This is a genomic window from Candidimonas humi, assembly GCF_019166065.1.
Taxonomy (GTDB): domain Bacteria; phylum Pseudomonadota; class Gammaproteobacteria; order Burkholderiales; family Burkholderiaceae_B; genus Candidimonas; species Candidimonas humi.
In genome coordinates this window covers 487504-499527 of the sequence record NZ_JAHTBN010000001.1, presented here as the reverse complement: position 1 = coordinate 499527, position 12024 = coordinate 487504, and the positions used below count along the sequence as shown (strand labels likewise).

Here is a 12024-nt window from a genome sequence, read left to right as displayed (position 1 = left end):
TTCTTGCGCGGCGCCTTTGCTTGCGCTCTGCCTGGTGTCGCATGAGACTTTGGGCTATATAAAAACAATACGGGCACCATTCGGGAGCCCGCGGCCGAACCCTGGCCAACCTTGGGCGCACAGGGGGTAATTGCAAACCCCCATCCTCCACAATTAGGGTATTTCACTAAAGAAAACAACAGAGTTATCGTGCATATTGTGGATGTTGCAGAGAATTCCTGTACTGTTACAGTTTGAGTCGGCGGGCCGTCCGCATCCTTGGATGCGGACGGCTCATCAGGAGACAATGTGTATACGAGGCCCGCATGGGCCGTCACGCGGCCGGCGCTCCGCATGTATGCTTTTCAGCGCCCCAAAAGGAGAAACCTCATGAAGTTGATGCCCCTAGTACTGGCCGCCGCGGTCGGCTTTGTCGGAATGGCCTCCGCCCAGGCGGCCAGCCGCATGGACAAGATCAAATCGACCGGCGTCGTCACCCTCGGCTATCGCGACGCATCCATTCCTTTCTCGTACCTCGACGACCACCAGAAGCCCATCGGCTACTCCATGGATATCTGCCATGGCATCGTCGACGCGTTGTCCAAAGACCTGAAGCGTCCCCTGACCATCAAGCTGGTGCCCGTCACTTCGTCCACCCGTATTCCGCTGGTAGCCAACGGCACCGTCGATCTCGCCTGCGGTTCGGCCACCAACAACGCCGAGCGCCAGAAGCAGGTCAGCTTCGCTCCCACCACTTTCGTGACCGCCACGCGCTTCGCGGCGCTCAAGTCCTCGCACGTGAACAAGCTGTCCGACTTCAAGGGCAAGACGGTGGTGTCGGTGTCCGGCACCAGCAACCTGCGCTGGCTCGTACAGGCCAATTCCGACCAGAAGCTGGGCATGCGCATCATCACCGCCAAGGATCACCCCGAGGCCTTCCTGACGGTGCAAAGCGGCCGCGCCGCGGCCTTCTTCATGGATGACATCCTGCTGGCCGGCCTGGTGGCCACTTCGCACCAGCCCAGCGACTGGATGATCAGCAAGGACGGCTACACCATCGAACCCTACGGCATGATCGAACCCAAGAACGATCCCGAATTCAAGACCGCGGTGGACAACGCCGTCAAGGCCATGATGAAGGACGGCACTGTCGCAACACTGTATGCCAAGTGGTTCACCAAGCCTGTACCGCCCAAGAACGTCAACCTGAACTGGGCCATGACGCCCGAGGTCAAGAAGGTCATCGCCCACCCGACCGACTCGCCCGATCCCGCCGTCTACAAGTAATAGTCTTTCCGCAATATACGGCGCAGCCCCTCAAAGGGGCTGTGTCGTATTCCACCCCGGGCGCTCGCCCGGCAGGCTGCGCAGGCCTGGCGCTACTCTGGACGGATGCATGAATTACCACTGGAACTGGTCCATCTTCTGGGACATGTCGCCCGACGGTTCGGGCACCTACCTGCACACCATGGTGCGCGGCGTGGGCTGGACGCTGTCGGTTTCTGCCGTCGCGTGGATCATCGCCCTGGTCATGGGCGTAATCATCGGCGTGATGCGCACCGGCCACATCGCCTGGCTCCGGAAACTGGGCACGGCCTATGTCGAGCTGTTTCGCAACGTCCCTTTGCTGGTGCAATTGTTCTTGTGGTACTTCGTCTTTCCCGAAGTCGTGCCCAAGGGCCTGGGCGACTGGATAAAGTCCGCCGACCCGACGATCAGCACCTACTGGACGGCGGTGGTGTGCCTGGGCCTGTTCACGTCCATCCGCGTGGCCGAGCAGATCCGCGCCGGCATAGGCTCGATCCCGCGCGGCCAGAGCATGGCCGCCACGGCGCTGGGGCTGGGGCGCATGCAGGTATACCGCTATGTGCTGCTGCCGATTACCGCGCGCATCATCATGCCGCCGCTCACTTCCGAAGCGCTCAATCTCATCAAGAATACCTCGGTGGCCTTTACCGTGGGGCTGCTGGAAATCACCGGCGCGGCGCGTTCCATGCAGGAATTCTCGTTCCAGATCTTCGAGCCCTTCGCCGCGGCTACCGTGCTGTATTTCATCATCAATACCGTCGTGGTGTCCCTGATGCGGGTCATCGAGAAATGGTTCAGCGTGCCGGGTTTTGCCGGCGGCAAGCGCTAGGGAGGCCGCCATGCATTTCAATTTCGAGATCGTCCTGCGCACGCTGCCCTACACCATAGGCACCGGCATGGTCTTCACCATCAAGCTGACGGTGCTGGCCACCATCCTGGCGGTGGCGCTGGGCACGCTGCTGGCGATGATGCGGCTGTCCTCCAAGTGGGTGCTGTCCACGGTGGCCGCGGGCTATGTCAACTTCCTGCGTTCGCTGCCTTTCATCCTGATCATCTTCTGGTTCTATTTTCTGGTACCGTATTTCGTCGGCTGGATCACGGACGCCGGGGGGCCGGTGGCGGTAGGGGGTTTCACCTCCGCGCTCATCACCTTTACTTTGTTCGAGGCTGCCTACTTCTGCGAGATCATGCGCGCGGGCATCCAGTCGGTGTCGGTCGGCCAGATAGGCGCCGGCTACGCGCTGGGCCTGAACTACTGGCAGGTCATGGGCCATGTCGTGCTGCCGCAGGCCTTTCGCAACATGACGCCGGTGCTGCTCACGCAGATGATCGTGCTGTTCCAGGATACTTCGCTGGTCTACGTGCTGTCGCTCACCGATTTTCTCGGCGCCGCCAACAATGTCGGCCAGCGCGACGGCCGCCTGGTCGAGATGTTCATCTTCGCGGCCGTGGTTTATTTCGTGATGTCTTACGTCGCATCGCTCAGCGTCAGGGCGCTGGAGCGCCGCATGACGATTATTCGTTGAGGAAAGCAGGATGCCCATGATCGAATTCAAGAACGTCAGTAAATGGTATGGCTCCTTCCAGGTGCTGACGGATTGTTCCACCTCGGTTGCCAAGGGCGAGGTGGTGGTGGTGTGCGGCCCTTCGGGCTCGGGCAAGTCCACGCTCATCAAGACCGCCAATGCGCTCGAACCCTTCCAGAAAGGCGAAATCTGGATCGACGGCGTGTCGGTGGGCGCGCCCGACACCAACCTGCCCAAGCTGCGTTCGCGCATCGGCATGGTGTTCCAGCACTTCGAGCTGTTCCCGCACTTGTCCGTCATGCGCAATCTGGCGCTGGCCCAGATCAAGGTGCTGGGCCGCAAGGAAGCCGACGCGCTCGAGCGCGGGCGCAAGCTGCTCGACCGTGTAGGCCTGTCGGCGCATGCCGACAAATTCCCCGGCCAGTTGTCGGGCGGCCAGCAGCAGCGCGTGGCCATAGCCCGGGCGCTCGCGATGAATCCGGTAGCGATGCTGTTCGACGAGCCCACCTCAGCGCTCGACCCGGAAATGGTCAATGAAGTGCTGGACGTCATGGTCGACCTGGCCAAGGAAGGCATGACCATGATGGTGGTGACTCACGAAATGGGTTTTGCCCGCAAGGTGGCCGATCGCGTCATATTCATGGATGCGGGCACTATCGTCGAAGATTGCAGCAAGGAAGAATTCTTCGGCAATTCCGAAGCCCGCTCGGACCGCGCCAAGCTGTTCCTGTCCAAGATCCTCTCGCACTGACAGGTATTGCCGTGCAGTGCGTCCCCGGCAGCCCGAAGCAGGGCTACGCCGGGGCGTTTTTTTTCGCGCGGCGTTTTGGCGCTTTCCGCGTACAGCGTTCTGGCGCAAGAGCCCAGGGCCGCGCCTCAGGTCTTGATCGGGAGTCTGGCCTCTCTTGCGTGCTCGGAATAATGCCCGCAGCATGCCCGCAAGCCGGGGCCGAGGCCACGGCCGCGGCGATTCAGGCCGGCAGGCCCGTGCCGCCGCGCCGCTCCCGAAGCCAGAGCCAGGCCAGCGCCAGCAGCACGACCGCGACGAATGGGTATACGGCGAAATTGACGGCATGCCAGCCGCCGCGCGCCATGACCTGCCCGGACGAGAACGAGGCCACCGCGACGCTGCCGAATACCAGGAAATCATTGAGCGCCTGCACCCGGCTTTTCTCTTCGGGCCGGTAGCAGTCGGTGACCATGGAAGTGGCGCCGATGAAGCCGAAATTCCAGCCCAGGCCCAGTACGATCAGCGTGCCCCAGAAATGCGCGACGCTCAGCCCCGACAGGGCCACGCTGCAGGCAACGCCGATCAGCGCCACGCCGGTGGTGGTGATGGCGATCTTGCCGTAGCGGTCGATCAGCCGGCCGGTGAAGAAGCTCGGCCCGTACATGGCCAGGATGTGCCACTGGATGCCCAGGGTCGCGTCGCTGACCGTATGGCCGCAGCCCACCATGGCCAGCGGCGTGGCCGTCATGAGGAAATTCATCAAGCCGTAGGAAATCACGCCGGCCAGCACCGCGACCATGAAACGCGGCGTGCGTGCGATCTGCGCCAGGGGCCGGCCGCCGTGGGCCTGCCGTGCCGCGGCGGCCGGAGGCGCGATGCGCAGGCTCAGCACCAGGGGCAATGCCACCAGCGCGATGCAGGCCTGTGCGACGAACGAGGCTGCGAAGGGCGCGGCCGGCCAGATGCCTCGGGTGTAGATGATGGTCTGGGCGGCGATGATGGCGCCGAACAGCCCGCCCACCATGACCCAGGCAATGGCGCGGGTGCGGAACTGCGGCGCGGCGGCGTCGGCCGCGGCGAAGCGGTAGCTCTGTACATAGGCGGAATACAGGCCGGCGCAGAGGGTGCCCAGGCACAAGAGCGAAAAGGCCTGCAGGTAGATGCCGCCGGCGGCGATCAGGCCCGCCGCCATGCCGAGCAGTACGCCGATCACATATCCGTAGCGCCGCCCCAGGCGCCGCATGACCAGCGCGGCGGGGATCGTGCCGAAGGCCAGTCCCAGGCTGTAGGCGGTCACGGGCACGGTGGCCAGCTCCGGCCGGCTGGCGAGTTGCTGGCCCGCCAGGCCGCCCAGCGCGATGACGATCGCGGGGCTGGCTCCGCCCAGGGCCTGCAGGCACGAGAGCGTGACGGCGTTGCGCCGGGTGGCGGGGGCGGGCGAGGCGGCGAGGGTGTCGGCGGCGCTGTCCTGGGGGCTCATGTGCGGTCGGGAGTAGGGAAAGGGGGGCCGTGGCGGCGGCCGGATCGGGGCGTGGCCGAGCGTGCCGCCACGCGCCAGAATTCGGGCAGGAAGCATTCCGCTACCGACAGCGGCTGCCCGCCGCGCCGGAATACCGAGCAGCGCGCCAGCAGCGCCGGCGCCGGGTAGCGGGCCGCGGGCAGGCCGGCCCGCAAGGCCCGGTACATGGGCTGCCAGCGGTCGAGCCCGCGGGTAAAAAAGGGCGAGCGGTTGATGCGGGGGTCGGCGTACAGCATGTCGGCCAGAGGCCGGCTGCGCAGGCGCCGCATGCCTTGCCACCATGAATGCGAAGCCGCCAAGGGGGTCAGGCTGCGCGCCATCACGCTATCGATGCCGTCGATGCTCATGACGATTTCGCGCGCCCAGATCGGGGAATTCGGCGCCAGGCCCAGCATCCAGGCCTCGCTGCGGCACAGGCCCTCGACGCGTTCGCGCAGCACGCGCAGGCGCACTTGCCCGAGGCCTTGCAGGCCGGCCGTCAGGGCGCCGGGGCGGGTCAACCAATATTTCTGCTCGCGGTCGAGCGTGGGGGCTGCGCCGGCAAGCCAGCCCGCGCGGCGGTCGGGTGTAATGCTCATGAACGCCATTATCGCCAAACTCTTACAATCGCGCTCATGGAAAAGACCAGAATCTCGAAGCTGATGGCGGAGCGCGGCCTGTGTTCGCGGCGCGAGGCCGATAGCTATATAGAACGCGGCTGGGTGCGGGTGGACGGGGTCGTGGTCGCGGAACTGGGCAGCAAAGCCTATCCCGACCAGCAGATCACCCTGGAACGTCCGGCCCTGCAGCGCCAGACCGCGCGCGTCACCATTTTGCTGAACAAGCCGGTGGGCTATGTCTCGGCCCAGGCGGAAAAGGGCTATCGGCCGGCTGTGTCGCTGATCCAGGCGGCCAGCCGCTACCGTGGCGACCGTGCGCAGGTGCGCTTCGATCCGGCGCACCTGCGCGGTCTGGCCCCGGCGGGCCGTCTCGACATCGATTCCCAGGGCTTGCTGGTGCTGACGCAGGACGGCCGCGTGGCGCGCCAGTTGATCGGCGACGATTCCGACGTCGACAAGGAGTACCTGGTGCGGGTGCAGGGCCGCATCGCGCCCGACGGCCTGGCGCTGCTCAAGCACGGGCTCGAGCTCGACGGCAAGCCTCTGCGCCGCGCGCAGGTGGAATGGCTGAATCGCGACCAGTTGCGCTTCGTGCTGCGCGAGGGCAAGAAACGGCAGATCCGCCGCATGTGCGAATTGGTGGGCCTGAAAGTCGTGGGCCTGAAGCGGGTCCGGATGGGCAAGGTGGCGCTGGGCGACTTGCCGCAGGGGCAGTGGCGCTATCTCAAGGAAGGCGAGCGTTTCGTTTAGTGTGGGCAGGCCCGGCCGGCGCTGCGGTGTCCTGGCTGCCCGTCAGGGTCCAGGCGGCGCGTTCGTCCAGCGCCAGCTTGTCGCGCAGCCACGGCAGGGTCTGCTGCAGTTGCGCGTGCAGCGTCCAGGGCGGATTGATTACGAACATGCCGCTGCCGTGCAGGCCGTGGCCGTCCGCCGCGGGCTTGCACACCGTCAGCGTGGCATGCAGCCAGTCGCCGCAGCCCAGGCGCTCCAGCGAGCGGCCGAGCTCCTGCGGTTCGCGGCGTTGCACCAACGGGTACCAGACCGCATAGCAGCCCGTGGCGAAGCGCTTGAGCGCTTCTCGTACAGTAAGCAGGGTACGGCGGTAATCCGTCTTGTCTTCGTAGGAAGGGTCGATCAGCACCACCCCCCGCCGTGTCGGCGGCGGCAGGATGGCCTTGATTCCCTCGAAGCCGTCGGCCTCGTAGACCGCGACCTGGCGCTGGGCCTTGCGGCCCTGGCTGCGCAGATTGCGCCTGAGCACGTCCGCCTCGGAAGGATGCTGCTCGAACAGCCGCAGGCGGTCGCGCTCGCGCAGGGCGTGCAGCGCCAGCCACGGCGAGCCGGGATAGATATTGGCGATGCCGTCGGCATTGCAGCGTTGCACTTCGTCCAGATAATCTTCGATCAGGGACGGCACGGGCTCGCCGTCGAGCAGCCGGTCCAGGCCGTCGGCGAATTCGCCGTTTTTTACAGCCCAGTCGCTGGTCAGGTCGTACACCCCGGCCCCCGCGTGCGTGTCCATGACCCAATAGGGGGCCGGCTTGAGGTTCAGGTGCCTCAGGATATGGACGAATATGGCGTGCTTGAGCACGTCGGCGTGGTTGCCTGCGTGGAAGGCGTGGCGATAGCTGAACAAATAAGGCTCCGGCTGCGGTCCGGCGGCGAGGGTGCGGCAGCCGCTCGCGGCGGCGGACATGGCGGCGCATCCCCAATCCGGACATGAAGCGCCCGCGCGCGCAGACGGCGCTGCGCGGACGCGCAAAGCGATAGCATACAGGCAGGCGGGGCAGGGGCGGGTGGTAAACTTCAGGAAAATTTCGATACAGGGGCCAGGCGCGTCGAACGTCGCCCGGCGCCGGCCTGCGGCGTAGGATGGGCCCTGCAACGACACAGCCCTGGCGGGCGGGACCACGCCCGGCGCATCCTCTTGGCATGCGGGGCGCGGGGTAGATAGCGGGCCCGCGCAGCGAGGGGGCGCTATTTTTGGTATAAATCGTCACGCCCCGGCTGATCCGTGGCGCGAGACAGCGAGTCATTCATGTTTGAATTCATCCGCACGCATCAACGCCTGATGCAGCTTATCCTGTTGTTGTTGATTGTGCCGTCGTTCGGCCTGATCGGCATCAGCGGCTACACCACGTATGTGTCGGGCAACCACGACCTGGTCAAGGTCGATGGCTCGGCGGTCACCATGCAGGAGTTCGACCAGGCGCGCCGCAATCAGTTGCAGCAAATGCAGCAGGCCAATCCCTCCGGCTTCGATCCCAGCTCGCTGGACAATCCGGCCGCCCGCAAGGCGCTGCTCGATTCCCTGGTCGACCGCCGCGTGCTGGTGGACACTGCCAGCAAGAATCATTTCAGCGTGTCCGACGCCGTGCTCCGGCAGGCGATCGCTTCCATTCCTCAGTTGCAAGTCAACGGCCAGTTTTCCGCCGAGCGCTACAACGAAGTGCTCAAGTCCATAGGCGCCACCAGCAAGGAATTCGAGCAGGGACGGCGCGCCGAAATGGCGATCGACCGCGTACTCGGCCCGGTGGCCATGACGGCCAGCGTGCCCAAGCCCGTGGTCGCGTCGCTGGAACAATCGCTCACCGAAGAGCGCGTGCTGAGCGTGCATGCCTATGCGGCGTCCGACTATGTCAAGGACGTTAAGGTCAGCGAACAGGACATCAAGGACTGGTACGACCACAACAAGCAGAAACTGCAATTGCCCGAGCAGGTCAGCGCCCAATACCTGCTGCTGAACGAAGCCGCCGCCATGCAGGGCTTGCCGGCCGTCAGCACCGACGACCTGAAGAAATACTATGAACAGAACAAGGCGCGCTTCGTCACGCCGGCGCGGGTCAGGCTCAGCCATATCCTGGTCGAAGTTCCGGTAGGCGCCACCGAGGCGCAGCGCCAGACCGCGCTCGATCAGGCGGAGAAAATTTCCAAGGAAGTGCACGCCGACAAGAGCCGCTTCGCCGACATTGCCCGCAAGCAATCGCAAGACGCCGGTACCGCCTCCAAGGGCGGCGACCTGGGCTGGATCACCAAGGGCTCCTGGCCGGCGAAGCTGGAACAGGCCGTGTTCGCGCTGAAAAAAGGCGAAGTCTCGGGCGTGGTCGACGGCCCCGGCGGCTATCACATCTTCCTGGCCGAGGACGTCCAGCCGCAACAGACCGAACCCTTCGAACAGGCTCGCGCCAAGGTCGAAAGCGAGGTGCGGCGCCAGCTCGGCGCGGATCGTTTCGCCGACATGGCCACCAAGCTCACCAGCCTGGTCTATGACAACGCATCGAGCCTGCAGCCGGCCGCCGACGCGCTCGGCATGAAGGTCCACTCGGCCGACGGCATCACCCGCGACCGCCTGCTGCCTGCCGTAGAGGTAGGCGCGGCGGCGGCATCGGCAAGCCCGGACGCGGCCGTGCTCGACGATGCACGCGTGCGCCGGGCGCTGTTTTCCGGCCAGGTGCTTACCGACAAGCAGAATTCCGGCGTCATAGAAATCTCGTCCGACACCATGATCGTGGTGCGGGTGGCCAAGTTCACGCCGGCCGAAGTGCCCGACTTGAGCAAGGTGTCCGAGCTCATCCGCCGCAGGCTCGTGGCCGAGCGCGCCCAGGCCGCAGCCGAGCAGGCCGGCCAGGCTGCGCTGACCTCCTATGGCAAGCAGGCTCCGGCCCAGGCCCCGGCAGGTTTCGGGCCCATGCTGACCGTCAGCCGCATCGATGCCCAGGGCCTGGGCAAGCCGCTGCTGGACACAGCCCTGGCCGTGCCGGGCAAGGACCTGCCGCAGTTCAAGGGCGTCAAGACGGCCCAGGGCTATTCGGTGCTGTACATACAGAAGGCCCAGCCAGGCAAGCCCAATCCGTCCCTGCAGGCCTCGCTGCCTATGGAGTTGTCGCAGGCCTGGGGCCAGGCCGAAGAGCACGCCGTGCTCGAGGCGCTCAAGGCGCAGACCAAGATCAAGGTCTTGCCGCAAACCCAGAAGGTGCTGGCCGGAGAGGCCGACCAGAACGGCTGAGCGCACACGAGAACGCTCGATAAAAGCAAAGGCCCGCGCTAGCGCGGGCCTTTGCTTTGCGCCACGTCAGCGCGCGGGTTCAACCCTTGATGCGGACGATCTTCTGTACCTGGGGCACATGGCGGATCGCGCGGATGACCTGCGCGAGGTGCTTGCGGCTGTCGACCTGTACGGTCAGGTGCAGCAAGGCAGTGGCGGCTGCGTCGTCCTGCATGGTCAGGTGCATGATGTTGGAGTCGGCCTCGGTGATTTCGGCCGCCAGGCGCCCGAGCACGCCGCGTTCGTTGATGACCGTGACGTCCAGCCGCGTGGACAGGTGGCGCGCGGTAGTGGTGTCCCACATCACCGGTATCCAGCGCTCGGGTTCGCGCGCGCGCTGGCGCTGCGCCACGGCGCATTCGGCCATATGCACCACCAGCCCGTGGCCCAGCCGTATCCCGCCTATGATGGCGTCGCCCGGCAGCGGGCCGCAGCACGGCGCCAACTGCACCGCCTGGCCTTCGTTGCCCTGGATGAGTATGGGGGCGCTGGCCGTCGAGGTGATCTCGTCGACCGCCGCCGCGGTGGTGGCCAGCATGGCGTTTTCGGGCGCGAAGCGGCGCGCCACCACGGCCGCCAGGCGCTTGCCCAGGCCGATATCGGCCAGGATCTCGTCGCGCGAACTGGCGCCGGAACTCTTGGCCAGTTTTTCCCACTCGGGGTCGTCGTCGGCCGGGTGGGGCAGGTGCAACTGGTCGAAGGCCTGGTTCAGCAGGCGCAGGCCGAAGGCCACCGATTCTTCGTACTTGACCGTGCGCAGGTAATGGCGGATTTCCGAGCGCGCCCGGCCGGTGCGCACGTAGTTCAGCCACTGGGCGCTGGGCCTGGAGGCCGGCGAGGTGACGATCTCGACCGAGTCGCCGCTCTTGAGCTCGGAGCGCAACGGCGCGAATTCGCCATTGATCTTGGAAGCCACCGCCTGGTTGCCGATGTCGGTGTGGATGGTGTAGGCGAAATCCACGGGCGTGGCGCCGCGCGGCAGCGAAATGATCTTGCCCTGCGGCGTGAACACGTAGACCGCATCGGGGAACAGGTCGACCTTGACGTGCTCCAGGAATTCGCCCGAGTCGCCCGTCTGGCTCTGGATGTCGAGCAGCGACTGCAGCCATTGATGGGTGCGCTTCTGCAGGTCGTTGAGCGTCGCGTCGTCTTCTTTGTAGAGCCAGTGCGAAGCGACGCCTTCCTCGGCCACGTGGTCCATGTCGCGCGTACGGAACTGGAATTCCACCGGGGTGCCGTAGGGGCCCACCAGCGTGGTGTGCAGCGACTGGTAGCCGTTGAGCTTGGGTATGGCGATATAGTCCTTGAACTTGCCCGGCACCGGACGGTACAACTGATGCAGGGTGCCCAGGGCCAGGTAGCATTCGGGCAGCGTGTGCACGATGACCCGGAAGCCGTAGATGTCGAGCACATCGGAGAACGACTTCTTCTGCTCGACCATCTTGGTATAGATGCTGTAGAGCGACTTTTCGCGTCCGCTGACCTCGGCCTCGATGCCGGCCGCGGGCAGCGCCATCTTGACCGCGTCGGCGATCTTGCCCAGCACCTCGCGGCGGTTGCCGCGCGCGGCCATCATGGCCTTGTGCAAGACCGTGTAGCGATTGGGGTACACCGCGTGAAAGCACAGGTCCTGCATTTCGCGGAACAGCGCATTCAAGCCCAGGCGATGGGCGATCGGCGTGTAGATTTCGAGAGTTTCGCGCGCGACGCGGCGGCGTTTTTCGGGGTCGACCGCGTCCAGCGTGCGCATATTGTGCAGGCGGTCGGCCAGCTTGATGAGGATGACGCGCACGTCGCGCGCCATCGCCAGCAGCATCTTGCGAAAACTCTCGGCCTGCTGCTCGGCCTTGGTGGCGAAGTCGAGCCGGTCCAACTTGGACAGGCCGTCCACCAGCTCGGCCACGTCGGCGCCGAAGCGTTCGGCCAGTTCCTGCTTGGCCACGCCCTGGTCTTCCATGACGTCGTGCAGCAACGCGGCCATGAGCGAATCGGCGTCGAGCTTCCAGCCGGCGCAGATTTCGGTAACGGCTATCGGGTGCGAGATGTAGGGTTCGCCGCTGGCGCGGAACTGGCCCAGGTGCGCCTGGTCGGAAAACCGATAGGCTTCTTTGACGCGCTCGACGTCTTTCGGGTCCAGGTACTGGCTGATGATGCGGGTGAGGGGGGCGAGCGAAGCGATCGCCGCCGAGGCCGGCGCTTGTTCATGGGCGGCCGGCGCGGCCTGCAACTTGAGCGTGGATTTGCGCCGGCGCAGGCGCGAACCCTTCTTCAGAACCGCCAGCAGTCCGGACGAAGCACCTCGGAGACCTGAGAACGCCATG

10 protein-coding genes are annotated in these 12024 nt (G+C 65.4%); 6 read left to right on the top strand and 4 right to left on the bottom strand.

Annotated features, from left to right (window positions below; translation table 11 throughout):
• Nucleotides 1-369 precede the first annotated feature (369 nt).
• The 4 genes from KVP10_RS02150 to KVP10_RS02135 all read left to right on the top strand — a co-directional run bounded on the left by KVP10_RS02150 (nt 370) and on the right by KVP10_RS02135 (nt 3564).
• Complete coding sequence (locus KVP10_RS02150) at nt 370-1266, top strand: amino acid ABC transporter substrate-binding protein (protein WP_217962812.1); 897 nt, start codon at nt 370-372, stop codon at nt 1264-1266.
• Between the two features lie 109 nt (nt 1267-1375).
• On the top strand, nt 1376-2116 hold the full coding sequence (locus KVP10_RS02145; protein WP_217962811.1) for an amino acid ABC transporter permease: 741 nt from the start codon (nt 1376-1378) through the stop codon (nt 2114-2116).
• A 10-nt stretch (nt 2117-2126) separates the two neighbouring features.
• Entirely contained in the window at nt 2127-2813 is a 687-nt protein-coding gene (locus KVP10_RS02140) for an amino acid ABC transporter permease (RefSeq protein ID WP_217962810.1), read from the top strand.
• A 16-nt stretch (nt 2814-2829) separates the two neighbouring features.
• The gene (locus tag KVP10_RS02135; protein ID WP_217963067.1) at nt 2830-3564 is read left to right on the top strand and encodes an amino acid ABC transporter ATP-binding protein; all 735 of its coding nucleotides are present in this window, start codon (nt 2830-2832) and stop codon (nt 3562-3564) included.
• Between the two features lie 220 nt (nt 3565-3784).
• Here KVP10_RS02135 and KVP10_RS02130 read toward each other — a convergent pair whose 3' ends face one another.
• Together KVP10_RS02130 and KVP10_RS02125 are read right to left on the bottom strand one after the other, a co-directional pair.
• Nucleotides 3785-5023: an MFS transporter gene (locus KVP10_RS02130; protein ID WP_217962809.1), complete on the bottom strand. Its 1239-nt coding sequence runs from the start codon at nt 5021-5023 to the stop codon at nt 3785-3787.
• Nucleotides 5020-5640, bottom strand: coding sequence for a chorismate--pyruvate lyase family protein (locus tag KVP10_RS02125; RefSeq protein ID WP_217962808.1), 621 nt, complete (start codon nt 5638-5640; stop codon nt 5020-5022). Before KVP10_RS02125 ends, KVP10_RS02130 begins: the two co-directional genes overlap by 4 nt.
• 36 nt (nt 5641-5676) lie before the next feature.
• Between KVP10_RS02125 and KVP10_RS02120 the strand changes: the two genes are divergently transcribed.
• Complete coding sequence (locus KVP10_RS02120) at nt 5677-6411, top strand: pseudouridine synthase (RefSeq protein ID WP_217962807.1); 735 nt, start codon at nt 5677-5679, stop codon at nt 6409-6411.
• Here the strand turns inward: KVP10_RS02120 and KVP10_RS02115 are convergent.
• Nucleotides 6386-7294: a 23S rRNA (adenine(2030)-N(6))-methyltransferase RlmJ gene (locus KVP10_RS02115; protein ID WP_217963066.1), complete on the bottom strand. Its 909-nt coding sequence runs from the start codon at nt 7292-7294 to the stop codon at nt 6386-6388. The genes KVP10_RS02120 and KVP10_RS02115 overlap by 26 nt on opposite strands.
• 402 nt (nt 7295-7696) lie before the next feature.
• Here KVP10_RS02115 and KVP10_RS02110 point away from each other — a divergent pair, with 402 nt between their 5' ends.
• The gene (locus KVP10_RS02110) at nt 7697-9664 is read left to right on the top strand and encodes a SurA N-terminal domain-containing protein (RefSeq protein WP_217962806.1); all 1968 of its coding nucleotides are present in this window, start codon (nt 7697-7699) and stop codon (nt 9662-9664) included.
• Between the two features lie 79 nt (nt 9665-9743).
• Here the strand turns inward: KVP10_RS02110 and KVP10_RS02105 are convergent, their stop codons facing one another.
• The gene (locus KVP10_RS02105) at nt 9744-12023 is read right to left on the bottom strand and encodes a RelA/SpoT family protein (RefSeq protein ID WP_217962805.1); all 2280 of its coding nucleotides are present in this window, start codon (nt 12021-12023) and stop codon (nt 9744-9746) included.
• Nucleotide 12024: the final 1 nt, after the last annotated feature.